Raw genomic sequence first — 22,666 nt, forward strand, 5'->3', positions numbered from 1 at the left:
CCGATCCTCACGCCTTCTTCCGGATGAAAACCATGTGGTAGCCTTTCAACGGACCCGGCGTGAGCCGGAACAGCAGCTCCCAGAACTTGCCCAGGACGATGTTCTCGCCATGATAGAACGGCTGCCCGTCAAAACTGTAGGTGAAGTGCTCGAACCGATCAGTTGGGAAAAGCCGCTTCCGCGCCGCCTCCGTGTTCATCGTGTAGAGCGGCACGAACGAGTCGATCTCGACCCGCCGCGGCTCGACCCAGCGCAGGACCTGCGCGTGCAGCCGCTTCGGGATCAGCCGCGCGCCGACCCCGACATAGCCCCAGCGGTTGGGCGTCCAGGCGCAGAGCCACCCCCCCGGGGCGAGGACCCGGCCGAGCTCGGCCGCGGTGACCTCGGCATGCTCGATATGTTCGAGGACCGAGAACGCCGAGATCAGGTCGAAGCTTCCGTCCGGGAATGGAAGGACCCCGTCGTGGCCGATCAGACGGACCTCGTCGGCCGACTTGTTCTCGAGGACCGCCTCGTCCACGTCGCAGGCCATGACGTGGGCGCAGCGTCCGCGGAAGTCGCCGAGGTGCCGGCGCAGTGGAACCGGGTCATCGGTCCACTTGCCGCGCCCGGCCCCGAACTCCATCACCCGCATATCCGGCCGGAGCAGCGCGTTGACACGCACGATGTACTCCATCCGGTGGTCCTGCCGGGAGTAACCCCCGGCCCCCATCTCCCGGAACAGGCGCTGTTCGACGGTGACCATACTTCAGGCTCCCTTGAGGACGCGACGCGCGCCGGAGTGGTGAATCGGGACGGGCCGGACGGGCGCCCGGCGGTGGCGATCCTCGGCACCCGCGGGGTGCCGGCCGCGCATGGGGGCTTCGAGACCCTGGCCGAGCGCCTGGCGCTGGATCTCGTCGAGCGGGGCTGGCGGGTCGAGGTCTATTGCCAGGTCAGCACGCCGACCCCGCCGAGCGTCTGGCGCGGCGTGGCGCTGATCCCGGTCGCGGTGCGGGGCGACGGCGCCTTCGCGACGATCGTGTTCGACCTCAAATGCACCCTGCGGGCGGCGTTCCGGCCGGCCCTGCCGCTGGTGCTCGGCTACAACACGGCCCTGTTCTCGATCTTGTACCGCCTCACCGGCAAGCGCAGCGTCATGAACATGGACGGGATCGAGTGGAAGCGCGACCGGTGGTCGAAGCTCGCCAAGGCATGGTTCTGGCTGAACGAGCGTCTCGGCAGCCTGTTCTCGACGCATCTGGTCGCGGACCATCCGGAGATCGCCCGCCACCTCGCCCGCAACACCGCGGCGAAGCGGATCACCACGATCGCGTACGGCGCCGACCCGGTGCTGGAGGCGCCGACGACGCCGCTGTCTGCGTTCGGCGTGCGCCCCCGCGATTACGGGCTGCTGATCGCCCGGGTCGTGCCCGAGAACCTCGTGCTCCAGATCGTCCGCGCCTGGAGCGAGATCCGCCCCGGCCTGCCCCTCGTCGTGCTCGGCAAGCTGATGGACTCGGATTCCTACCACCGCGCCGTGAAGGCCGCGGGCGGCCCGGACGTGATCTTCGCGGGCGCGATCTACGAGGCCGACCGGGTGTCGGCCCTCCGGCTCCATGCCCGCTTCCACATCCACGGCCACACGGTCGGCGGCACCAATCCGTCCCTGGTCGAGGCCCTCGGCGCCGGCTCGCCGATCCTGGCCCACGACAATCCGTTCAACCGCTGGGTGGCGGGCGACGGCGCCGTGTTCTTCGGCGACGAGACCGAGCTGCGCCGGGGCATCCTGAACCTCGTGCGCGCCGCGCCGAGCCGGCTCGACGCGATGTCGGCGGCCTCCCGCGACCGGCATGCGGACGCGTTCGGCTGGCGTGGCATCGTCGATGCCTACGAAGGCGTGCTCCGCCGCCAGCTCCCGTCCCGGCGCGCCGCCCGCGGAGGCCGGGAAGCCATCCGCCGCCACGAGCACGGGCCGGCCTGACCGGCGGGCCGACGTTGCAGGGTTGGTCCTAAACTGCATCGCCGCCCTCCGGAACATCGCAGCGGCTGCGGATCTGCCGCTGCGCGACCATCGTCACGGTGCCGGCGGGCACGTCCCGCAGGCTGCACACGCCGATCCCGATCGTCGCCCCGGCCCCGACCGTGACGGCACCCTGGACGGCCGCGTGGGCGCCGACCACGGCATTGTCGCCGAGGCGCGGCGCGTCCGCGGGGAACGGCGCGCCGGGGAAGACCCAATCCCGCGGCCCCACGAGCGTCCCGGGAAGCAGCACCAGATCGATCCCCGCGCTGCCGCAGAACACGATGCGGGCCGGGTGGGGCACGAACAGGCCGGGCCCGATCGGCGAGCCTGGGTGCAGGCTCGCGCCGGTCAGCCGCAACGACAGGTCCGAGACGGCGGCCGCGCATCGCCGCCAGCCGTGTCCGTGGATCAGATGCGCCACGCGGTGGAAGATCGCCACCTGCATGGCGGGCAGCGTCAGGTGCATCAGGCGTCGCAGCCGGGAGGTCGGCTTGCCGCCCGTGGTCTGGCGCAGGACGCGGGCGAAGTCGGCCGACAGCAGCCGGCGCACCTCCGCGTAGCCGGTCGGACCGCGCTGATCGGCGTTCACGAGGGCGCCGGTCATGCCGCGGCTCCGCGGCCCGGCAAGGCCCGCCAGGGCTGGGGCATCACCGTCTCCCCGGGTTCGACGTCCTTGAGGATGGTCGTGCGGGGGCCGAGCCGGGCCCGATCGCCGATCCGCACCGCGCCGAGCACGATCGCGCCGGCCTCCAGCACCACGCCGTCACCCAGCACCGGCAAGCCGGGGCCGCCGCCGATATCCTGATCGGGCTCCTTCAACAGGCCGCCGATCGAGGCCTGCACGCCGAAGGCGGCGTCACGCCCGACGGCGCCCGCGATGACCGCGCCGAACGGATACGGGAGGAACAATCCCCCGGCGATCCGGCTCGAGGGCGGGATATCGGAGCCGGTCCACCAGCCGTTGACCAGCCACAGCAGCCAGGCCGCCATGCGCCAGCCGCGCTCGTGGCTATAGCGGGAGAGCCGGTAGAGCCAGACCGCGTGATAGCCCCTGTACAGTCGCGCCGAACCGTGGCCCCGGCGGTGCCAGTGGGCGCGGTCGGCCGCGAGCGCCGTACGCATCTGCACCCAGCGTTGTCGCCGCCCCTCTGCAGATTTCGTCGCGCCCGCGAGGGGGATCCCTCGGGCGGCGTCAGTCTCGGCGCGCTCGGACATACGCAGTCCTCCGGTTTCCTCAGACGCTTTATCTCTGCAACCATAAATTGAAGATACGGTTGCAAGCCATACGCACCCTGCCACGATGCAATCGTAGGTCGCGGTTTTCAGTAAGGCTCCACCGAGAGATGGTCCGCTTGGTAAATCGATTGCGCGGACGTGGCCGCCCGGGCGGCATGCGGTACGGCGCGAATCTGCTTGGACAGGCCGCGGGCCGCGGGGTTTACTTGGCCGCCGGCTTCGCCGCCTTCGTGATGGTCGGCCACGGCGTCGGCCCGGCGGCGCTCGGCCGCTACGGCCTGGCCCTCGCGGTGCTGGCGGTGGCGCTTATTGCGGCCGATTTCGGCACCACGCTGACGTTCGGGGCGCGCCTCGGCGCCGGCGCGCCGGAGATGCGGGCGGCGGAGTTCGGTCGCATGATCTCGGCGCGGCTGCTCCTCGGCGGCGCCACCGGATTGCTGCTGCTCTGCGCCCTGCCGCTGCTGCCCGAGGAGATCCGGCCGGCGCTGGCCCTCGCCGCTCTGCTGATGCCGCTCGCGGCGGCGCGCTTCCAGGATTCCCTGTTCCAGGTCTGCGGGAAGCCGGGCTGGTCGGTCTGGCCGTCGCTGGCCAACGCCGTGACCTTGGTCGGCGGAACGGCACTCGCGCTCTGGTTGCAGCTCCCCGAGGCGGCCCTGAGCGTCGTCGCGGTGGCCTCGGGCATCGTCTACGGCGTGGTCGGGTTGCTCCTGGCCGCGAGGCTTCTCCCCTTGCGCCCCGCCTCCCTGGCGCATGGCTGGGCGACGATCCGGGCCGCGGCCGGCGTGGGGATCTCGAACGCCCTCGGCTCGCTCAACGGCCGCATCAGCTTGATCATGCTGGCGGCGCTGGCGGGAGCGGCCGAACTCGGCCAGTTCACCGCGGGCTTCCGGTTCTTCGAGCTCGGCGCCGCGGTGGCGATCACCCTGTGCGCGCCACTCGTGCCGGTCTTCGGCCGGGCCGTCGGCGCCCTCAATGCCGGCCGCACGCGATCCGGCACCGACCGCCTGCGCGCCAGCGTGCGCCCGGCGCTGATCGTGATCCTGGCGGCCGCGGGGGCCGGAACCGTGGCGGCCTGCGCGGTCGCCGACCCCCTGGTGCGGTTGATCTTCGGGCCGGATTTCGCTGCGGCGGCGCCGGTCCTGCGGATCGCAGCCGCGATGAGCGCCCTGTTGATCACCGCCACAGTGCTGTTCGCCGGCCTCGTTCCCCTCGGCCGGACCGGCTTCGCGGTGCGCGGCAGCGCGGCCGCCTGCGCCACGAACCTGGCCGCGTGCGCGGTGCTGATTCCCCTCGATCCGCTGCTCGGCGCGGCCTGGGCCGCCCTGCTGGCCGAGGTCGCGATGCTGGCGGTCGTCGCCCACGCCTTCTGGCGGGAGGCCGGCGCACCGCTGGCGCCCGGCGATGCACCGACCGTGCTGGGCCCCGGCCTCGTCAGCGCCCTCGTCTGGGCCGCCGGCCCGGCAACGCTCGCGCCGATCACGGTGCCGGCCGCCGCCGGCCTCTCCGCCGCGGTGGCGGCCTGGCTATGCCTGCGCCGCCGCTCCCCCGCCGCCCCGCCCACCGATCCCCTTGCCCTCTCGATCCCGGAAGCTTCGTCATGAGCGACGTCCCCGTGCTCTCGGTCATCATCCCGACCTACAACCGCGCCGACACGCTGCGCCTGTGCCTGCGGGCCTTCGACCGGCAGACCACCGATCGGCCGTTCGAGATCGTCGTCTGCGACGACGGCTCCGCCGACGCCACCGGCACGGTGATCAGCCACGCGGTCGCCACCGGGCGCATCCCGGTCGTGCACCTGCGCCAGGAGAATGCCGGCGCCAACGCGGCCCGGAACCGGGCGATCGCGTCGGCCCGGGGCGAGCGCCTCTTGATCGTCAACGACGACACGATCCCGGCTCCCAGCCTCGTCGACGCGCATCTCGCAGCCCATGCCAGGCGGGGCGGACGCGAGACCGCGATCCTCGGGCGCATGACCATCGACCCGGCCCTGCCGTTCTCGCCGTTCTCCGCCCTGCACCACGACGCGTCGTACGACGCGCTCGCGGGCCGGGTGGAAGTCGGCTGGGACGCCTTCCTGACCTGCAACGTCAGCGTCGACCGACGGCTGCTCGAAGAGGCGGGAGGCTTCGATCCGCGCCTGACCTGGCACGAGGACATCGAACTCGGCGAGCGGCTGGCCCGGCGCGGCATGCACCTGTTCTACGAGCCGGAGGCGCTGGCCTATCACCACCATCTCCTGGACGAGACCGCCTACCTGCGCATCGCCGAGCGCGAGGGGGCGGCCCTGGTGCTGTGGTACCGCAAGCGCCCGGACCTCGCGCCCGACCTCACCCGGCTCGGCCTCGTCGGCCCGCCGCCGCTGGCCGCCGCCCCGCGCCACCGCGTCGCCGACCTGGCGATGCCGACGGCGCTGCTGCCCGGCTGGCAGATGGCGGCACGCGTCCTCACCCGGATCAACCCCGAGGCCGGCCGCACGATCTGGCGCCGCCTGTTCCAGCGCCAGAAGCGCCTCGCCATCGCCCGGGCGCTGGCGGCGTGAGCGGGTCCCGGATGCACGCGCAACACCTCTTCGTCGCCCTGTTGCTGCCGGCGCTCGCCGCCTGCGGCGCGGCCGATGCGCAATCACAGCAGAACATCCTGGTGGATCCCGCGGGTGGCGCGATGGACAACTACCGCACGGTGGCCCGCCTCGCCGACGTGCCGTTCGCGAGTCTCGGCCCCGGATCGCGCGTGCTGGTCCGCGGCGGGAACTACGGCGACGTGGCGGTGATCGGCGCCCGCGGCAGCGCCGAGGCGCCGGTCACCGTGGCGGCCGTCGCCGGGACCAAGCCTGTCCTGTCGAACTCGGTGGTGTTCGAGAACGCCGCCTACGTCACGGTCTCCGGCCTGACCGTGCAGGGCGCGGTCAATTCCGGCTTCATCATCCGCCGCGGCTCGCACCACGTGACGGTGGCGGACTCCACGGTGTCGAAATCCGGTCTCGGCATCTGGATCGGCGACGGCGCCGGGGCCGGCCACCGCATCACCGGCAACACGCTCTCCGACAACAAGACCCACGGGGTCGCCGTCGACGTGATCAACGTGCCGCCGGAGGATCCGAGCTACATCCTGGCCAACACGGTGACCGGCAACGGCATCCACGGGATGGAGATCAACGGGTCGGGCTACGTGGTCGAGGGCAACCGGGTCTCGGGCAACGGCGTCGGGATGTCGGGCACCTCCGGCATCCACGTCTACGCCAAGGACGCCGCCCAGGACGCGGGCGACCGCAACACCATCCGGTACAACATCGTCACCGGCCAGAAGGAAACCACCGGCCAGGACGGCAACGGCATCCAGATCGACCAATGGTGCGACGGCAACACCGTCGCGTTCAACGTCGCCACCGACAACGACGGCGCCGGCCTCAACCTGTTCGACGCCGGCTCGAACACGGTGGTGAACAACACCGTCACCGGAAACATGCGCGATTCCGGCGGCAAGCACGTCTACCGCGGCGAGATCGTGCTGGCCTCGGACTACACCAAGTCGATCGATCGCACCGCGGGCAACCGGGTGCTGAACAACATCGCCTTCGCCACCCGGCCCGGCATCGCGGCCATCGCGGTCGAGGCGACCACCGCCGACAACGGCAACGCGATCGGGCCGAACTTCATCGGCAGCAGCGTCGGGGCCCCGCTCTATCGCTGGGCCGTCACGGCCACCAGCGACGGGGCGAGCCTGCCTCTGAACGGGCAAGGCCCCGATCTCGCCGGCACACCCGCCTTCCGCGACCGCGCGGCCCCGTTCGCGGACGGCCTCGCGCTGACCAAGCCCCCCGCCCGCGCCGGCATCCCGCTCGGCGCGACCCGCGACCTCGCCGGCCACGCCTACGCGGCCGGCGAAGCCCCGACCTTCGGCGCCTACAGGAGCCCGTAACATGTTACGCATCGGCATCGACGCGCACGTGCTCACCGGCAAGCCCCAGGGCAGCCGCACCTGGCTCGTGAACATCATCGGCCGGGCCGCCGCCCGCCATCCGGACGCGACCTACGTGGTCTATTCCGGCGACCCGGAGGCCTGCGCCCGCCTCGTCTCGGGCGCCAACATCGAGCACCAGAGGCTGCCGCGGGTGCCGGCGAGCCTGCGCCTGCTCGCGATCTGGCCGTGGCTGGTCTTCCGCGACCGCCTCGACACCCTGCTGACCACCTACATCGCCCCGCCGCTGGTGCCGGGCAACCGCCAGGTGGTGGTAGTCCACGACATCCTGTTCGAGACCCATCCCGAGTTCTTCACGTGGCGGATGCGCTGGCGGAACCGGATCCTCACGCGGCTCTCCGCCCGGCGCGCCAAGCTGGTCCTGACCATCTCCGATTACAGCCGCGACTCCATCGCGAAGGTCTACGGGATCGACCGCAGCCGGATCGCAGAGGTGCGCTGCGGCTCGACCCCGCCGCGGGCTTCGGCCGAGCGGCATCCGCTCGCGGACGGGCGCCCGTACCTGCTGATGGTCGGCCGCCTGGAGCCGCGCAAGAACCTCGGCCTGGTGCTCGACGCGTTCGCGCGCCTGCCCCAGGGCGCGGCCCGGCTGATCGTGGTCGGCAAGGGCGACGGCGAGCAACCCGAGACCCTCGACCGCCTGACCCGGACCCCGGACGCGGTCCACATCGCCGGCATCGACGACAACGGCCTGTTCGATCTCTACGGCCGGGCCGCCGCGCTCGTCTTCCCGAGCCGCGGCGAGGGCTGGGGCATCCCGGTGCTCGACAGCCTCGCCCGGGGCACGCCGGTGATCGCCTCGAGCCTCACCGCGATCCCGGAGGCGGGGGGCAGCGCGGCGAGCTACTTCGATCCGGACGCCCCGGACCGGGTCGAGCGGCTGGCGGAGCTGATGGGCGCCGCGATCGACGGGCGGCTGCCGTTCGACGCGATCGCCGCCCGGGCGCACGCCGCCCGGCACGACTGGGACGGGCCCGCCGCGACCTTCGTCGACCTGATGCGCCGGAATTTTCCCGCCCGGACGCCGGCGCGCGATCTCCACGCGCCGGTGCCGCACCTGCGCGGCTGACCTGGGCCTAAGCGGCGGGCTTGAGCCCGCCCACGAAGGTCTCCGCGGGCTCCTCGGCGGCGATCGGGTCCTGGATCAGCGTCCAGTATCCCAGCGCCGCCACGACGGCGATCACCGCGCCGGTGATGAAGGCCATGGAGAACTGGCCGGTCCCGCCCACGATGAAGCCGGTGATCATCGGGGCCAGGGCGCCGCCGATGTAGCCGCCGAAATTCTGCATCGCACCGAGCGAAGCGTTGGCGTTGGCCGGCGCCGCCACGGAGGCCATCGCCCAGGCGGCCGACGAACTCACGTATACCAGGAACAGCGACGCCGAGATGCACGCGATGGCGAGCGTGTCGCTCGGCGTCAGCGCCGCCACCACGGTGCAGGCCGCGGTCGCCAGCAGACCCACCACCATCGGGACCTTGCGGCTCCGGATCGGATCGACCCCGCGCCGGATCAGGATGTCGACGATCCGGCCGCCGAGGATGCCGCCCAGCACTCCAAACGCGAACGGGATCGCCCCGACGATCCCGGTCTTCTGCAGGGTGAAGTGGCGCTCGATCTCGAGGTAGCTCGGCAGCCAGGCCGTGTAGAGCCAGGTCATGTAGATGCAGCCGAAATACCCCATGATCATGCCCCAGCTGGTCCGGTAGCGGAACAGCCGCTTCCACGAGCTCCAGGTGACGCGCCGGTCGGTGTTGGGCGCGTCGCCCTCCTCCAGGAAGGCGCGCTCGGCCGGGGTGAGGTTCACCTCGGGAGGATTGCGGAACACGAGGTAGACGATTCCGGCGAGCACCAGCCCGACCGCGCCCATGATGATGAACATCGCCCGCCAGCCGAAGCTCACCATCAGGAAGGTCAGCAGCGGCAGGGCCAGGAAGGTGCCGAGCGAGGACGCGCAGTTCCAGATCCCGGTGGCGGTGCCGCGCTCGCGGATGTTGAACCAGTCGCGCGAGACCCGGGCGCAGGTCGGGAAATGCGGCGCCTCGCCGAGGCCGAGGACGATGCGCGCGCCGACGAACTGCCAGAACGAGGTCACGGCCCCACCGAGCATCTGGCCGAGCGACCAGCAGCTCAAGCCGATGGTCAGCGTCAGCCGCGGACCCAGCCGGTCGGCCAGGGCGCCGGCCGGAAGCTGCGCGAAGGCGTAGGCCCACAGGAATGCAGAGAGCAGCAATCCCATGTCGGGGATCGACAGGCCGAGATCCTGCCGGATCAACGGGTTGGCCACGGCCAGCGTGGCGCGGTCGACGTAGTTGACCACCCCGGCCGTCACCAGCAGGGCGAGCGAGATCCTCTGGATGCGCTTCACGCGCGGCGTTGCGACTGGAACCACTGACTTCCCCCCTTTGGCTGACGCGCACTCTTCAGGGTGCTTCGGGTGCGATCGCTGGTCCGCGACTCACGGCGTCCGGCCGATATTCTGCACCGAATGCCGGCAAGGGGAAGCTGCCGGCTAACAGTGTGGCCCCTCGCGTCGCGGCGCCGGGCGTCGTAGACCGCTCGCACCCGTCACCGACCGAGACCGCCCCGCGTGCGCCTGATCCAGATCACCCACCACGACCTCGACGGCTACGGCGCCGCCACGGTCGCCGCCGCCTGCACGGCGGTCGAGCGCGTCGTCCACGTGCCCCGCTACAGCGATGTCGGCCCGGTCTTCGAGGACGAGACCAAACGCCTGGCCCGGGCGGGCGAGGGCGAGATCCTGCTCATGACCGACCTCGGCCTGGAGGAGCAGACCATCGCGGGGCTGAAGAAGTTCGCAGCCATGAACCGCCGCCGCGAGGACGGCCGGAAGCACAGGCTCGTGGTCCTCGACCACCACGCCTCCTCGCTGGACCAGCTGCGTCGCCAGGGACTGGAGCCCGCAGCCGATCCCGAGCGGCCGGGCCTCAACCGGATCGACCTCGGCGATCCGGACTGCACCCTGCTGATCGACGAAAACGTCTGCGCCACCCGGATGACCTTCGATCACCGGGCCCTGTTCGCGACCCACGAGCCCGCGACCGACCTCTCCGCCCTGGTGGCGGCGATCGACGCGGTGGACCTCTGGCGCAAGGACAGCCCGGCCTTCACGGGGGGCCTGGCGCTGGACGAGCTGTTCTGGGAGAGCGTGTCGAGCTTCGTGCCGGTCGGCCATCCCTGGCATGAGGCCTTCATGTCCGGCCTGCTGCTGGCCGCCGCCGTCGCGCTGCGGGAGGGCGCGAGCCCGGCCGATCTGGAGCGGCGCGCCCTGGCGTTCCGCTCCGGGGTGACCGAGACCCTCCTGCGCGACGCACCCGACGACGACCGGGCGCTGACCACGCGCATGCGCCTCGCCCGGGCGCTCGCCCGCTCGGACGCGCTGTTCCGCCCGCTGAAGGACGGCACGCTCCTGTCCTTCGCCCTGGATTCGGGCACGTTCCAGCGGGTCTCGGACCTGATCATGGATGCCGGCCGGGCCAAGCGCGTCGTCAACGTGCAGCGGATGGGCACCATGTCGTTCCGCTCCAACGACGGCACGGCCCTCGACGGCGCCCGCCTGTTCCGCGGCGGCGGCCATCGCGATGCCGCCGGCGGCCGGCTCCAGAGCGGATCCGTCTTCTCGATGGCGGACGCCGTCGCGCAGGTCGAGCCGGTGCTGAACCCGGACAAGCCCCCGGATGCCGACAGCCCGTTCGCGGCGCTGAAGAACTGGAAGGGGTGAGGCGGGGCGGCGTTCAGCACCCGCTGGACTGTATGCGCATATCCCCGTCGTGAGAGCGGTTCCGCTTTACGCCGCGCGCGGGCGATCGAGTTCGCCCCCGGGAGCGACATGCTTGCTGGCATCCAGGATTTCGACGCCGACGATCCGCCCTTCGGAGTCCAGATCGACGATGAAGCCCGGGCGAAGCTCCTCACTCTCGACGACGCGCGCGTCGGCGAGACGGATGTAGAGGGCGTCGACTGTCGGATCGTACTCGGACGTCATCCGGTTTGTCTCCTCTTGCGGGTGCGGCCCCGATCAAGGAGAGCCGTCACAACCACGATCTCGTCGCCTTCCAAGGGTTCATATACCACGCGCATGATCCGCGCGTCGCGCTCCGGCACGGCAGCAAACACCCGAACCCGGCCAGGTCGAGCAGGATCGGGTTCGATCACCTCCGGCCTGCGGATCGTCCGCTCGACCCAAGCCGGCTCGATGTTGCGCATCCGCATGCGCTCAAGGACATGATCGCTCCATCTGATTCGGGGTGTGCTCACGTCGGCATTCTGTTGTAGCGATTCAGCATTGCAAGGCGCCCCTGCGGGGCTCGGTATGGACGGCCGTTGCGTGATCGATGACGTTCCAGCGTAACCGAAGCCGGCCGGTCGATTCGGCCAAGTCGTTCACGGCCGCGAGGAACATCTTCTCCTATGCACTCGGAACGCGCGCCCCTCGGCGTCCTGATCGCCGTGGCCGCCGCGCAGATCGACGTCTGGGGCAGCGTCAGTTTCACATCCATCGTCGCCACGCGGATCGCCACCGGCCATCCTGATGACCGAACTCGTGCGCGGGGGCGCTGGCCGGGCCGTTTGGGGCGCTGATACTCATGACCGGCCTGTCCAGCAGCCTGTTCTGGCCCACGACGGCGTTCCTGAGCGATCAGGTCGGTTGGCGGGGAACCTGCGCCCTCTACGGCGGTGCGATGTGGCTCGTTTGCGTGCCGCTCTACCGGTACGGCGTACCGCTCCAAGTTCTGGGGAACACCGCGCAGCCGCTGCAGGACGCGGCACCAATCGAGCCGGCGTCGGGTCGCGGGCTCCTCGGATTGATCGCCGGCGCCACCGCGCTCATCGCCTTTGTCGGCTTCGGCCTCAGCAACATCCCGGTCGAATGGCTGGTCGCCGAAGGTCTGAGCCGATCGGAGGCGATCGGCTACGGCGCGGCTCTCGGGGTGATCCAGATCGGCGCCCGGGCGGTGGATTTCCTCGGCGGCGGCCGTTGGGACGGACTGAGCACCGGCTTGATCGCGGCGCTCGCCGTCCTCGCAGCTCTATCGCTGCTGGCAGCCGCCGACGGCGGCCCCACCGCGGCCGGCGCGTTCGTTCATCCTGCTCTACGGCCTCGGGAGCGGTGCGCTCGCGGTGGCGCGGGTGACCATCCCGCTCGTGTTCTACGAGCGGGCGAGCTACGCCCAGGCTGCGTCGCGAATCGCATCGCCGCTCAACCTAGCTTCGGCCCTGTCGCCGCCGACCTTCGCGGCGGTACTGACCCGGTTCGGTGGATCCGCGGCTCTTCTGCTGGCTGCAGGATGCATGGCTGCGGCCACGCTCGCGCTGCTGGCTCTCAGGCGCAGACGACCACGCCGAGAGGTGGCCGTCACAGCCTGAAATCCTCGCCGAGATACAGCCGCCGCGCGTCGGGGTTCGCCACGATCTCCTCCGGGGTCCCCTCCGTGAGGATGCGGCCGGAATGGGCGATGTAGGCGCGGTCGATCAGGCCCAGGGTCTCGCGGACGTTGTGGTCGGTGATCAGCACGCCGATGCCGCGCTGCTTGAGGTGCTTCACCAGATCCTGGATGTCGCCCACCGCGATCGGGTCGATGCCGGCAAACGGCTCGTCGAGCAGCATGAAGGTCGGCGACGAGGCGAGCGCCCGGGCGATCTCGCAGCGCCGCCGCTCGCCGCCCGATAGCGCGATCGAGGGCGACTTGCGCAGCCGCGCGATATCGAACTCCTCGAGCAGGGAATCGAGCTTGCGCGCGCGGGCCTTGCGGTCGGGCTCGGCCACTTCGAGCACCGCGCGGATGTTGTCCTCGACGGTCAGCCCGCGGAAGATCGAGGCTTCCTGCGGCAGGTAGCCGATGCCGAGCCGCGCCCGCTGGTACATGGGCAGGTGGGTGATCGGCAGGCCGTCCAGGGTGATATGGCCGCGATCGGCCACCACCAGCCCAGTGATCATGTAGAAGATCGTGGTCTTGCCGGCGCCGTTCGGCCCGAGCAGCCCGACCGCCTCGCCGGTGCGGACCGTCAGCCCGGCCTCGTGCACCACGGTGCGGGCGCCGTAGCTCTTGCGCAGGCCGCGGACGCTGAGGATGCCGGGGCCGCCCACTTCCGCGGCGGCGACTTCGTCGGCATCCGCGACGGGCGGGCTCGCGCGCCGGCCGAACAGACGGCCGAGCAGCGTAGGGCGGGCCGCCGCGTCCTGCGGCTCCGCCCGGAACGCGACCGCGCCGCTCAATTGACCTGCGCCCGCGGCTTGACCGGCGGCTGCGCGCAGCCCTTCGCCTTGCCATCCTTGGCGTCGGCCTTCTCGCCGGGCACGAACAGGGCCGAGACGCGTCCGCCGGCCACCGGGTCCATGTTCGCGCGCCCGGTGCCCATGTCGTAGACCAGCCGCTGACCGCGGGTGACGTTCTGGCACTGGCTCAGTACGACGTTGCCGGTGAGCACGATGCGCTTGGCGTCCTGGTCGAACACCGCATGATCGCCGGTGGCGACCTGATCCTTCTGGACCACCGTGACCGGGCCGGCGCAATCCACCTTCTGGATGCCGTTCTCGGCCGGATTTTTGGGTGCCGGGGCCTCGGAACCCGCATCCGCCGCCTTCGCGTCGGCCTTGTCGGAGGAATCCTTGCCGCGCTTGTAGTAGACCGTCATGGTCGAGCAGCGGATCGTGCTCTCCCCCTGCACGGCCACGACGTTGCCGACGAACACCGCCCGGTTCTCCCGGTCGAACACGTCGAGGCGGTCGGCGTCGATCTTGATCGGATCCTTGCCGCCGCCGCCGATATTGCCGAAGGGCGAGTCCTTCTTGGCCGGCTTCTCGGCCAGCGCGGGGCCGGCGAGTGCCAGGCAAGCGGCCAGGGCCGCGCAGAGGGTTGCGCGCGCGCTCATCGGCCGGTTTCCGCGGGCTCGGCGTTCGAGGTCAGGATGCGCGAGGGCGCCTTGTCGGCCGGGTCGTCGTTCACGATCACGACGTGGACGCTCCCGACGAACGAGATGCGCTTGCCGTTCTCGACCACGTCGAGGGCATTGGCGTTCACGGTGGCGCGCGGGGTCGAGACGGTGACCGGCTCCTGGGAGCTCACCGCGCCGGTCTTGAACACCACCGCGGCCGAGCGCAGGCGGGCTTCCTCGCCCCGGTCGGTCCAGATGCGGATGTCGTCCTTGAGATCGAGCGCCTCGCGGGCGGTGTCGAACAGGCCGGAGGCCGCCGAGAGCCGGGCGACCCCGCCCTGGTCGTCGGTGGCGAGGTGGCCGCGCATCCGCTCCAGTTCGATCAGGCTCGGCTTGCGCACGTCCTGCAGGGCGGCATCGGCCGTCACCTCGTACCCGCGGTTGCCCTGGCGGAAGCCCGCGAGCCGGGGATTCTCCATGCGGACCTTGGAGCCGGCCACCGTCACGGGGCCGACCGAGACCCCCGGCAGGCTCGTCCCGAACGGATTGAACAGGTAGGCGAGCAACAGCGCCACCGAGCCACCCGCCGCAACCGGGATGAGACGGCGCATCGTGCGCACGCGGCCGCTGTGGCGGTACGCCCGGGCGTGAGCCCGCGTGCGTGCCGCCGCGACCGCCTGTCCGTTGCCGGCTTGAGCCTCGACCGGGTTCATGCAGCGTCCGTGAGGCGCGCAGGCCGCGCGCGAGTGAGGAATCGGCTCAGACGCCTGCGGCCCCCACCGCGCCCGCGCCTCCGGTCGGGACATGGTCCCGACCAGTGGCGAAGTTATGGCTCGCCCGTTTCGGAATGATCAACCGAACTTAGAAACTTTCGACGCCGATGTGCGTGAGCACACACGCATAGTCGCCAGCATCGGGCCCGCGAAGAGCTCGGCCTTGCAGCCAGCGCCGACGTCGCGTCGCAGCCGGCCCCGAACGATTCGGGACCGGCTGCGACGCGTCGGCGCCGGAACGTCAGCGCGAAGCACTCCGAGCCGCGGCCAACGCCGCCGCGACGGTGCGGGCGAAGGCGGCCGGATCACGGGGGCTGTCGCCGTCCTGGATCCGGGCGAGGTCGAGCAACGTGCCGGCTTCCTGGGAGATCTCCGATTCGGGTGCGGTCGCCAGGGCCCGGATCAGCGGATGGCGCGGGTTGATCTCCAGCACCGGCTGCCCGGCACCGCCGCGGCCGGCGCGGCGCATCAGCCGCTGCATCTGCAGGTCGGGGCCGGCGGTACCGGCCGAGAGCACCACGGCCGAATCGACCAGCCGGTCGGTGGTGCGCACGTCCGAGACCTCACCGGCCAGCGCCGCCTTCACAGCCGCCACGAAGGCGTCGATGCCTTCCGGCGTCTCCGGCTGGTCACCCTCGGGTGCGAACTTCGACAGGTCGAGGCCGCCCTTGGTGATCGACTTGAGCGGCTTCTCCTCGAAGTTGCCGAGTTGGTCCGGCCAGAAGGCATCGACGTGGTCGGAGAGCAGCAGCACCTCCAGGCCCCGGGCCCTGAAGCCTTCGAGCTGCGGGGACGATTTCAGCGCCTCCGCGTCGTCGGCCACGAGATAGTAGATCGCGTCCTGGCCGTCCTTCATGCGGGCCACGTAGTCCGGCAGCGAGGTCCAGCCGTCCACGGCAGAGGAGCGGAAGCGCAGCAGGGGCGCGATCTCGCCCCGGCGCTCGAAATCCTCGTAGATGCCCTCCTTGAGCACCGCGCCGAAGTTCTCCCAGAAGGTCTGGTAGCTCTCGGCATCCTTGGCGCGGGTGGTCAGCTCGGACACGACGCGGCCGGTGACGGCCCGGCGGATCCGGGCGAGCGCCGGGGTCGATTGCAGCATCTCGCGGGAGACGTTGAGCGGAAGATCCTCGGTGTCGACGACGCCCTGGACGAAGCGCAGCCACGACGGCAGCAACTCGGCCTCGTCGGTGATGAACATCCGGCGGACGTGGAGGCGGACCTTGCTCTGCCGGTCGTTCTCCAGCGCCTGGAACGGCTTCGCGCCGGGCACGAACAGCAGCGCGGAGAATTCCAGCTGGCCCTCGGCGCGCCAGTGCAGGGTCGCCCACGGCTTGTCGAAGTTCATCCCGAGGGCGTGGTAGAACTCATCGTACTGCTCCTCGCTCACCTCGGATTTCGACTTGCGCCAGAGCGCGGTGCCCTGGTTGGCCGATTCGTCCTTGCCGTCCCGCGCGATGGCGATCGGCACGGTGATGAAGTCGGCCCATTTCCGCACGAGGTGATCGAGGCGGTAGGGTTCGAGGTACTCGTCGGCGTCCGCCTTGAGGTGCAGTACGATGTCGGTGCCGGGCTCAGGCCGGGTCGCGGGCTCCAGGGTGTAGCTGCCCTGGCCCTCCGACGCCCAAGTCCAGGCCTCGTCGCTGCCGGCGCGGCGCGACGTGACCGTGACCCGGTCAGCGACCATGAAGGCCGAGTAGAAGCCGACGCCAAACTGGCCGATCAGGCTCGGACGATCCTCGGCCTTGGCCGCATCCAGCGTCTGCGAGAAGGCCCGCGTCCCGGAGCGGGCGATGGTGCCGAGGTTGGACGCCAGATCCTCCTTGGTCATGCCGATGCCGGCATCCGAGACGGTCAGCGTGCGCGCCTCCTTGTCGGGTACGATCCGGACCTTGGCGTCCGGCGGCAGCGCGCTCGCCGCCGAGGTCAGCGCCTCGAACCGGCGCCGGTCCATGGCGTCGGCGGCGTTGGCGACGAGTTCGCGCAGGAAAATCTCGCGGTCGGAATAGAGCGCGTGCACGACGAGGTCGAGGAGCCGACCCACCTCCGCCCCGAACTCGTGCCGCTCAATCGTCTCGCTCACGGGTAATGCCTCCGCATAGGGGAAAATGCGGTGGCGATATGCCCGCCCGCCCGGCCGTTTTCAATGAGGCGGCGACGGGATCGGCGGGACGTGAGCGGCTCAGATCTCGATTTCTGTTCCAACCTCCACGATCTGCCGGGTCGGCAAGCAGAAATGGGCGCCGGTGCGCTCGGCGTTGCGCTTCAGGAAGGCGAACAGCCCCTGGCGCCATAAGGCCATGCCGGGTTTCTTCGACGGGATGACCACCTCGTGGCCGACGAAGTAGGTCAGATCCTCCAGGTATTCCGGCGGGAGCAGCCCGCTCCTCACGGCGCATTGTAGGCCTTCGGGAATCGAGGCGGTCTGCATGAAGCCGTAGCGCAGCACGACGCGCTCCATCCCGGGGGTGTATTTCGAGATCGCCTTGCGGATACCTTGAGCGACCAGGGTAACCTGCGCCCGCTCCTCAGCGGGGATCACCGGCGCCTCCTCGTAGATCACGGTGATCAGCAGGATGCGCTCATGCAGGCATCGGCTGCGCTCGACCAGCCGGCCCAGGGCCATGGGAATGCCCTCGGTGGCTGCGGTGAGGAAGGCTGCGGTTCCAGGCAGCGTCACCGGCGGGTGCGAGGCGAGGCGGGCCAAGAACGTCGCCTCGGGCTGGCGCATGGTCTCGCGCACCGCCTCGAGGACGTGGTTGCCCTTCATCCAGGTCAGCATCAGGAACGCGACCGCCGCGGCCAGCACCAGGGGAAACCAGCCGCCCTCGAACAGCTTCACGCTGTTGGCGGCGAAGAACAGAGCGTCGATGGCGAGGAAAAAACCGTTGACCGCCACGACCAGGATCGGGTTGTAGCCCCAACGGAGCGCGATCAGCGCGGCGAGCAGGGTGGTGATGCCCATCAGCGCCGAGACCGCGATCCCGTAGGCGCCGGCCAGCGCGTCGGAGGAGCCGAACACCACCACGGCAGTGAGGGTCCCCGCGGCGAGCAGCCAGTTCACCGCCGGCACGTAGATCTGGCCGCGCTCGTCCTGGTCGGTATGGACCACCCGCATCATTGGCATGAAGCCGAGCTGGATCGATTGCTGGGTCAGCGAATACACCCCCGAGATCACAGCCTGCGAGGCGATGACGGTGGCCATCGTGGCCAGCGCCACCAGCGGGTAATGCGCCCAGTCGGGGGCCAGCAGGTAGAACGGGTTCTCGATTGCGCCCGGGTCGGCGATCAGCAGGGCGCCCTGGCCGCAATAGTGGATCAGCAGGGCCGGCAGCACGAGGCCGAACCAAGCCGCGCGAATCGCCGGGGCGCCGAAATGGCCGAGATCGGCGTACATCGCCTCGCCGCCGGTAACCGCCAGGAAGGCCGCGCCCAGCATCATGAAACTCACGTGCCAGCCGGCATGGGCCAGGAAGTCTACGGCCCGCCACGGATTGACCGCCCCCAGGATCTCCGGCGCCCGCAGGATGCTGGGGATCGCCAGGAGGACCAGTACCGTGAACCAGACGAGCATCACTGGACCGAACACCCGGCCGATCACCGCCACGCCCTTGTGCTGGACGGCGAACAGCGCGACCAGGATCACCAGGGTGATCGGCACCACGAACGGTGTCAGCACCGGCGCGTCGACCTTCAGCCCCTCGATGGCCGAGAGCACCGAGATCGCCGGAGTGATCGCACCGTCTCCGTAGAGCAAAGCCGCGCCGACGAGGCCGACCACCAGGAGCACGGCCTTCCACGTGCCGGGCTGCGCCTGCCGGGCGCCCAGCAGCGCCAGCATGGCGACGATGCCGCCCTCGCCCCGATTGTCCGCGCGCAGGATCAGCACCGCGTATTTCAGCGACACGATCAGGATCAGCGACCACAGGATCAGCGACACGGCCCCGAGCGCCGCGGCCGGCACCGCGGCGCCCCCGGCGGTGGCCGCCTTCACGGCCTCCTTGAAGGCGTAGAGCGGGCTGGTGCCGATATCCCCATAGACGACGCCGAGCGCCCCCATCATCAGCGCGGGCCCGGGCCCATGCCGAACGGCACCCGGCTTTCGCGCCACCGGCGCGGCAGGCAGAGGGACCGCAGGACCAGCCGCGGGACTGAAGGCTTGGCGCACGGGCGTATCCAGTCGAGGGCGGCACTGACGTGCGCGACCTTAGCAAGCCGGATGCGTCGCGAAAGACTGGATCCGTCTCCGCCACGACCGCGGCGAAGACTTGTCACCCGAACGTGATGACGGTCGAATGAAGCGCGTTGCTCCCTCCCGCTGGCGGCGAGGGAGCAAGATCTCTCAGGCGGCGTCCAGCCCCAGGTCGATGATCGCCGCCGAGTGGGTGATCCAGCCGCAGGAGATCAGGTCCACGCCCGAGGCCGCGACGGCGCCCACGGTCTCGCGGGTGATGCGGCCGGAGGCTTCCGAGAGGGCGCGGCCGTCGATCATCGCCACGGCGCGGGTCAGCAGGTCGGGGCCCATATTGTCGAGGAGGACCGCATCCACGCCGACCGAGAGGGCTTCCTCGAGCTGCTCCAGGCTGTCGACCTCGCACTCGATCTTCACCAGGTGGCCGGCCCGTGCCCGGGCCCGCTGGATCGCCGGCACGATGCCACCGGCCACCGCCACGTGGTTGTCCTTGATCAGCACGGCATCGTCGAGGCCGAAGCGGTGGTTCGAGCCGCCGCCGGCCCGCACCGCGTGCTTCTCGAGGGCGCGCAGGCCCGGCGTCGTCTTGCGGGTGCAGACGATCGAGGCCTTGCCGTGCGGGCGCGCCGCCTCGACGAGGCCGTTCGTCGCCGTCGCGACCCCCGACATCCGACAGAGCAGGTTCAGGGCGACGCGCTCGGCCGTCAGGATCGCCCGGGCCGGCCCGTCGAGCCGCAACACCACGTCGCCGGGCGCGACCCGGGCCCCGTCGCCGCGCTCGACCGTCACGGTCACGGCCGGGTCGATGAGCGCGAACGCGATCGCGGCGGCGTCGGTGCCGGAGATCACCCCGTCCTGGCGGGACGCGATGACGCCGCGCATCCGCTCGCCGGGCGGCACGATCGCGTCGGTGGTGATGTCGCCGGCCCGGCCGAGATCCTCGACCAGGGCGGCCCGCACCACCGGCTCGACCAGAAGACGCGGCAGGGGCAGGATCTCTTCCGTCAGGACCGATCGCGTCATGATGTCAGCTCCGTCGCGGCGGCCGTGGTCTCGCGGCGCTCGGCGTTCGGCGTAGCGAGCGTCGTATCCGTGTGGGCTGCCGGGGCGATATGCGGGAAATCGCTGCGCCAGTGGGCGCCGCGGCTCTCCCGGCGGGTGAGCGCGCCGCGGGCGATCATCAGCGCCACCAGGGCGGCGTCGCAGGTTTCACTGCGGGGTTCGAGCATGGCGACCGCCTGCTCGAGGCCGGCGGCATCGCGGACCACGCCGACCTGCGCCTCCATCAGCCTGCGGATCGACAACAGATCCGCGACCGAACGGGGGCCCACAGTCTCGGGTATGATCGCGCCGGGAAGCGGCGCATCGAGGGCCTCGGCGATGAAGCCGGCATAGGCGAGCCCTTCCAGCAGGGAATTGCTGGCGAGCCGGTTCGCACCGTGGAGGCCCGTGGACGAGACCTCGCCGCAGGCAAAGAGGCCCGGCACCGACGTGGCGCCGTGCGCGTCCACCTTCACGCCGCCCATGTGGTAGTGGGCTGCCGGGCGGACCGGGATCGGCTGCACGGCCGGGTCGATGCCGGCGGCGGCGCAGAGACCCGCCACCGTCGGGAACCGCTTCGGCATCGCCGCCCCGAGGGCGCCGCGCGCGTCGAGATAGACAATGCGGCCGCGTTGCAGCGCCTGGAAGATGCCCCGGGCGACCACGTCGCGCGGGGCGAGGTCGCCCCCGGTGATCCCGGCCATGACGGCTTCGCCGGTCTCGTCGATCAGCCGGGCCCCCTCCCCGCGCAACGCCTCGGTGGCCAGCGGCATCGGGTCGGCCCCGGCCGCGATCGCGGTCGGGTGGAACTGCACGAACTCCATGTCGAGCATCACCGCCCCGGCCCGGGCGGCCAGCGCGAGACCGCCGCCGAGGGCGCCGGGCGGGTTCGTGGTCGCCGCGTAGAGGGCGCCGACGCCGCCGGTGGCCAGCACCACGGCGCGGGCCGGGATTCGGAAGCGGGCGCCGTCGCGCTCGGCCACGATCCCGGCCACCGCGCCACGCGTATCCCGCAGCAGGTCGCAGGCGCGAGCCTCGACGACTTCGATGGAGGGCGCGGACAGGACCGCCCGCACCAGCCCTTCGAGGACCCGGGCGCCGGTGGCGTCGCCGCCGGAGCGGACGATGCGGCGGCGCCCGTGCGCCGCCTCCAGGCCGAGCGCCAGGGCGCCGTCTTCGGTGCGGTCGAACGGGACGCCGATCCGCACCAGCCAATCGATCAGCCCGGGGCCCGCCCGGGCGACCCGGAGCGCCACATCGGGCTCGGTCAGCCCGGCGCCGGCAGCCTCGGTGTCGGCCGCGTGGAGCGACGGCGCGTCGTCGGCGCCGACCGAGGCGGCGATACCGCCTTGGGCCCAGCCGGTGGCGGTGCCGAGGCCCAGGGCCGCGGCGGTGATCAGAGTCACCGGACGCGGCGCGAGCCGCAGCGCGACGCTGAGGCCGGCGACGCCGCCGCCGACCACGACGACGCGGTCGGCCATGTTGGGAGAGACGGCGTTCATCGTCAGCGCACCAGCAGCATGCGCTCGACCGCCGCCCGGGCGCGGTCGGCCAAGGCGGGATCGACCGTGACCTCGTGGGTCAGCGTCTCCAGCGCGCGGCGGATGTTCTTCAGGCTCATCCGCTTCATGTGCGGGCACATGTTGCAGGGCTTGATGAACTCGATGTCCGGGTTCGCCGCCGCGATGTTGTCGGCCATGGAGCACTCGGTCACCAACACGACCTGGCTCGGGCGCTTCTGCAGCACGAAGTCCATCATCATCGCGGTGGAACCGGAGAAGTCCGATTCGGCCACGACGTCCGGCGGGCATTCCGGGTGCGCGATCACCGTGACGCCGGGATAGCTGTCCCGCACGTCGCGGATGTCGGCGGGCGTGAAGCGCTCGTGCACCTCGCAATGGCCGGCCCAGGTCAGGATCTCGACCTCGGGAACCTCGGCCTGGACGTTCTGGGCCAGGAACTCGTCCGGGATCATCAGGACCCGGGGCGCGTTCAGCGACCGCACCACGGCGACGGCGTTGCCGCTCGTGCAGCACAGGTCCGACTCGGCCTTCACGGCGGCCGAGGTGTTCACGTAGGTCACGATCGGCACGCCCGGGTACTTCGCCCGCAGGCCGCGCACGTCGGCGGCCGTGATCGAATCGGCCAGCGAGCAGCCCGCGCCCATGTCCGGGATCAGTACGGTCTTGCTCGGGTTCAGGAGCTTGGCGGTCTCGGCCATGAAGTGGACGCCCGCCAGCACGATCACTTGCGCCTCGACGTTCACCGCCTCGCGCGCCAGCGCCAAGCTGTCGCCGACGATGTCGGCCACCGTGTGGAAGATCTCCGGCGCCTGGTAATTGTGGGCCAGGATCACGGCGTTGCGCTCGCGCTTCAGCCGCAGGATCGCCTCGATATCGGGGGCGAGCGCCGGCCATTCGATCGCGGGAACGTGGCGGCTGACACGGGCGTAGAGATCCGGCAGCGGCAGGCCCGGAACCGACGTACGGGAGACGGGTGACACGGTCGCCGTCATGGCGTCCTCCATTATGCTCAGTTTGAGCATTGTG

General features: G+C 71.0%; 22 protein-coding genes. 8 read left to right on the top strand and 14 right to left on the bottom strand.

Features of this window, described 5'->3' with window-relative positions; all coding sequences use genetic code 11:
• Nucleotides 1-7: 7 nt before the first annotated feature.
• Nucleotides 8-745 (bottom strand): class I SAM-dependent methyltransferase, encoded by a 738-nt coding sequence (locus MFF40_RS14735; RefSeq protein ID WP_147856695.1) that lies wholly within the window; start codon nt 743-745, stop codon nt 8-10.
• A 36-nt stretch (nt 746-781) separates the two neighbouring features.
• Here MFF40_RS14735 and MFF40_RS14740 point away from each other — a divergent pair, with 36 nt between their 5' ends.
• Nucleotides 782-1,963, top strand: a complete 1,182-nt coding sequence (locus MFF40_RS14740; RefSeq protein WP_238261033.1) for a DUF1972 domain-containing protein — start codon at nt 782-784, stop codon at nt 1,961-1,963.
• Nucleotides 1,964-1,991: 28 nt separating this feature from the next.
• Here the strand turns inward: MFF40_RS14740 and MFF40_RS14745 are convergent, their stop codons facing one another.
• Together MFF40_RS14745 and MFF40_RS14750 are read right to left on the bottom strand one after the other, a co-directional pair.
• Nucleotides 1,992-2,609, bottom strand: coding sequence for a serine O-acetyltransferase (locus tag MFF40_RS14745; RefSeq protein ID WP_238261035.1), 618 nt, complete (start codon nt 2,607-2,609; stop codon nt 1,992-1,994).
• Complete coding sequence (locus MFF40_RS14750; RefSeq protein ID WP_238261037.1) at nt 2,606-3,127, bottom strand: serine O-acetyltransferase; 522 nt, start codon at nt 3,125-3,127, stop codon at nt 2,606-2,608. The genes MFF40_RS14745 and MFF40_RS14750 overlap by 4 nt, the downstream gene beginning before the upstream one ends.
• A gap of 320 nt (nt 3,128-3,447) precedes the next feature.
• Between MFF40_RS14750 and MFF40_RS14755 the strand changes: the two genes are divergently transcribed.
• The 4 genes from MFF40_RS14755 to MFF40_RS14770 are packed head-to-tail and all read left to right on the top strand — an operon-like array spanning nt 3,448 to nt 8,288.
• Complete coding sequence (locus MFF40_RS14755; protein ID WP_238261039.1) at nt 3,448-4,842, top strand: lipopolysaccharide biosynthesis protein; 1,395 nt, start codon at nt 3,448-3,450, stop codon at nt 4,840-4,842.
• On the top strand, nt 4,839-5,780 hold the full coding sequence (locus MFF40_RS14760; protein WP_238261041.1) for a glycosyltransferase family 2 protein: 942 nt from the start codon (nt 4,839-4,841) through the stop codon (nt 5,778-5,780). Before MFF40_RS14755 ends, MFF40_RS14760 begins: the two co-directional genes overlap by 4 nt.
• An 11-nt stretch (nt 5,781-5,791) precedes the next feature.
• Complete coding sequence (locus tag MFF40_RS14765; protein WP_238261043.1) at nt 5,792-7,159, top strand: right-handed parallel beta-helix repeat-containing protein; 1,368 nt, start codon at nt 5,792-5,794, stop codon at nt 7,157-7,159.
• Between the two features lies 1 nt (nt 7,160).
• Nucleotides 7,161-8,288 (top strand): glycosyltransferase family 4 protein, encoded by a 1,128-nt coding sequence (locus MFF40_RS14770; RefSeq protein ID WP_238261045.1) that lies wholly within the window; start codon nt 7,161-7,163, stop codon nt 8,286-8,288.
• 7 nt (nt 8,289-8,295) lie between these two features.
• On the opposite strand, the gene MFF40_RS14775 is transcribed toward MFF40_RS14770, so the two are convergent.
• A complete protein-coding gene (locus tag MFF40_RS14775; RefSeq protein WP_238261047.1) occupies nt 8,296-9,609 on the bottom strand; it encodes an MFS transporter in 1,314 nt (437 codons plus the stop codon).
• A gap of 198 nt (nt 9,610-9,807) precedes the next feature.
• Between MFF40_RS14775 and MFF40_RS14780 the strand changes: the two genes are divergently transcribed.
• Entirely contained in the window at nt 9,808-10,959 is a 1,152-nt protein-coding gene (locus MFF40_RS14780; RefSeq protein ID WP_147896644.1) for a dimethylmenaquinone methyltransferase, read from the top strand.
• A gap of 66 nt (nt 10,960-11,025) precedes the next feature.
• Here MFF40_RS14780 and MFF40_RS14785 read toward each other — a convergent pair whose 3' ends face one another.
• Together MFF40_RS14785 and MFF40_RS14790 are read right to left on the bottom strand one after the other, a co-directional pair.
• Complete coding sequence (locus MFF40_RS14785) at nt 11,026-11,223, bottom strand: DUF2283 domain-containing protein (RefSeq protein ID WP_147857254.1); 198 nt, start codon at nt 11,221-11,223, stop codon at nt 11,026-11,028.
• The gene (locus tag MFF40_RS14790; protein WP_281406535.1) at nt 11,220-11,495 is read right to left on the bottom strand and encodes a DUF4258 domain-containing protein; all 276 of its coding nucleotides are present in this window, start codon (nt 11,493-11,495) and stop codon (nt 11,220-11,222) included. The genes MFF40_RS14785 and MFF40_RS14790 overlap by 4 nt, the downstream gene beginning before the upstream one ends.
• A gap of 153 nt (nt 11,496-11,648) precedes the next feature.
• Here MFF40_RS14790 and MFF40_RS14795 point away from each other — a divergent pair, with 153 nt between their 5' ends.
• Together MFF40_RS14795 and MFF40_RS14800 are read left to right on the top strand one after the other, a co-directional pair.
• Nucleotides 11,649-11,819, top strand: coding sequence for a hypothetical protein (locus tag MFF40_RS14795; protein ID WP_187277925.1), 171 nt, complete (start codon nt 11,649-11,651; stop codon nt 11,817-11,819).
• A gap of 5 nt (nt 11,820-11,824) precedes the next feature.
• On the top strand, nt 11,825-12,700 hold the full coding sequence (locus tag MFF40_RS14800; RefSeq protein WP_147857255.1) for an MFS transporter: 876 nt from the start codon (nt 11,825-11,827) through the stop codon (nt 12,698-12,700).
• On the opposite strand, the gene lptB is transcribed toward MFF40_RS14800, so the two are convergent.
• The 8 genes from lptB to nadA form a co-directional block, all read right to left on the bottom strand.
• Nucleotides 12,595-13,455: an LPS export ABC transporter ATP-binding protein gene (gene lptB, locus MFF40_RS14805; RefSeq protein ID WP_147896642.1), complete on the bottom strand. Its 861-nt coding sequence runs from the start codon at nt 13,453-13,455 to the stop codon at nt 12,595-12,597. The genes MFF40_RS14800 and lptB overlap by 106 nt on opposite strands.
• Nucleotides 13,452-14,111 carry an LptA/OstA family protein gene (locus MFF40_RS14810; RefSeq protein WP_147856059.1) on the bottom strand — a complete coding sequence of 220 codons (660 nt, stop codon included), beginning with the start codon at nt 14,109-14,111 and terminating at the stop codon, nt 13,452-13,454. Before MFF40_RS14810 ends, lptB begins: the two co-directional genes overlap by 4 nt.
• Nucleotides 14,108-14,827 carry an LPS export ABC transporter periplasmic protein LptC gene (lptC, locus tag MFF40_RS14815; protein WP_147856058.1) on the bottom strand — a complete coding sequence of 240 codons (720 nt, stop codon included), beginning with the start codon at nt 14,825-14,827 and terminating at the stop codon, nt 14,108-14,110. The genes MFF40_RS14810 and lptC overlap by 4 nt, the downstream gene beginning before the upstream one ends.
• A 301-nt stretch (nt 14,828-15,128) precedes the next feature.
• The gene (htpG, locus tag MFF40_RS14820; protein ID WP_147856057.1) at nt 15,129-16,967 is read right to left on the bottom strand and encodes a molecular chaperone HtpG; all 1,839 of its coding nucleotides are present in this window, start codon (nt 16,965-16,967) and stop codon (nt 15,129-15,131) included.
• Nucleotides 16,968-17,066: 99 nt separating this feature from the next.
• Nucleotides 17,067-18,947 (bottom strand): potassium transporter Kup, encoded by a 1,881-nt coding sequence (locus tag MFF40_RS14825; RefSeq protein ID WP_238261051.1) that lies wholly within the window; start codon nt 18,945-18,947, stop codon nt 17,067-17,069.
• 279 nt (nt 18,948-19,226) lie between these two features.
• The gene (nadC, locus tag MFF40_RS14830) at nt 19,227-20,099 is read right to left on the bottom strand and encodes a carboxylating nicotinate-nucleotide diphosphorylase (protein WP_147854738.1); all 873 of its coding nucleotides are present in this window, start codon (nt 20,097-20,099) and stop codon (nt 19,227-19,229) included.
• On the bottom strand, nt 20,096-21,619 hold the full coding sequence (locus tag MFF40_RS14835) for an L-aspartate oxidase (protein WP_147896640.1): 1,524 nt from the start codon (nt 21,617-21,619) through the stop codon (nt 20,096-20,098). The genes nadC and MFF40_RS14835 overlap by 4 nt, the downstream gene beginning before the upstream one ends.
• A 2-nt stretch (nt 21,620-21,621) precedes the next feature.
• Nucleotides 21,622-22,632, bottom strand: coding sequence for a quinolinate synthase NadA (gene nadA / locus MFF40_RS14840; RefSeq protein WP_147854433.1), 1,011 nt, complete (start codon nt 22,630-22,632; stop codon nt 21,622-21,624).
• Nucleotides 22,633-22,666: the final 34 nt, after the last annotated feature.

It is taken from the genome of Methylobacterium mesophilicum, assembly GCF_022179445.1.
Lineage (GTDB): Bacteria > Pseudomonadota > Alphaproteobacteria > Rhizobiales > Beijerinckiaceae > Methylobacterium > Methylobacterium mesophilicum.

What these genes read in the sequence shown, in the direction of transcription:
- lptC (WP_147856058.1), bottom strand. Translation starts at nt 14,827, where the DNA reads ATGAACCCGGTCGAGGCTCAAGCCGGCAACGGACAGGCGGTCGCGGCG.
- MFF40_RS14760 (WP_238261041.1), top strand. Translation starts at nt 4,839, where the DNA reads ATGAGCGACGTCCCCGTGCTCTCGGTCATCATCCCGACCTACAACCGC.
- MFF40_RS14825 (WP_238261051.1), bottom strand. Translation starts at nt 18,947, where the DNA reads ATGATGGGGGCGCTCGGCGTCGTCTATGGGGATATCGGCACCAGCCCG.
- MFF40_RS14835 (WP_147896640.1), bottom strand. Translation starts at nt 21,619, where the DNA reads ATGAACGCCGTCTCTCCCAACATGGCCGACCGCGTCGTCGTGGTCGGC.
- MFF40_RS14795 (WP_187277925.1), top strand. Translation starts at nt 11,649, where the DNA reads ATGCACTCGGAACGCGCGCCCCTCGGCGTCCTGATCGCCGTGGCCGCC.
- nadC (WP_147854738.1), bottom strand. Translation starts at nt 20,099, where the DNA reads ATGACGCGATCGGTCCTGACGGAAGAGATCCTGCCCCTGCCGCGTCTT.
- MFF40_RS14770 (WP_238261045.1), top strand. Translation starts at nt 7,161, where the DNA reads ATGTTACGCATCGGCATCGACGCGCACGTGCTCACCGGCAAGCCCCAG.
- MFF40_RS14785 (WP_147857254.1), bottom strand. Translation starts at nt 11,223, where the DNA reads ATGACGTCCGAGTACGATCCGACAGTCGACGCCCTCTACATCCGTCTC.
- MFF40_RS14800 (WP_147857255.1), top strand. Translation starts at nt 11,825, where the DNA reads ATGACCGGCCTGTCCAGCAGCCTGTTCTGGCCCACGACGGCGTTCCTG.
- MFF40_RS14765 (WP_238261043.1), top strand. Translation starts at nt 5,792, where the DNA reads ATGCACGCGCAACACCTCTTCGTCGCCCTGTTGCTGCCGGCGCTCGCC.
- MFF40_RS14735 (WP_147856695.1), bottom strand. Translation starts at nt 745, where the DNA reads ATGGTCACCGTCGAACAGCGCCTGTTCCGGGAGATGGGGGCCGGGGGT.
- nadA (WP_147854433.1), bottom strand. Translation starts at nt 22,632, where the DNA reads ATGACGGCGACCGTGTCACCCGTCTCCCGTACGTCGGTTCCGGGCCTG.
- MFF40_RS14810 (WP_147856059.1), bottom strand. Translation starts at nt 14,111, where the DNA reads ATGAGCGCGCGCGCAACCCTCTGCGCGGCCCTGGCCGCTTGCCTGGCA.
- MFF40_RS14745 (WP_238261035.1), bottom strand. Translation starts at nt 2,609, where the DNA reads ATGACCGGCGCCCTCGTGAACGCCGATCAGCGCGGTCCGACCGGCTAC.
- MFF40_RS14750 (WP_238261037.1), bottom strand. Translation starts at nt 3,127, where the DNA reads ATGCGTACGGCGCTCGCGGCCGACCGCGCCCACTGGCACCGCCGGGGC.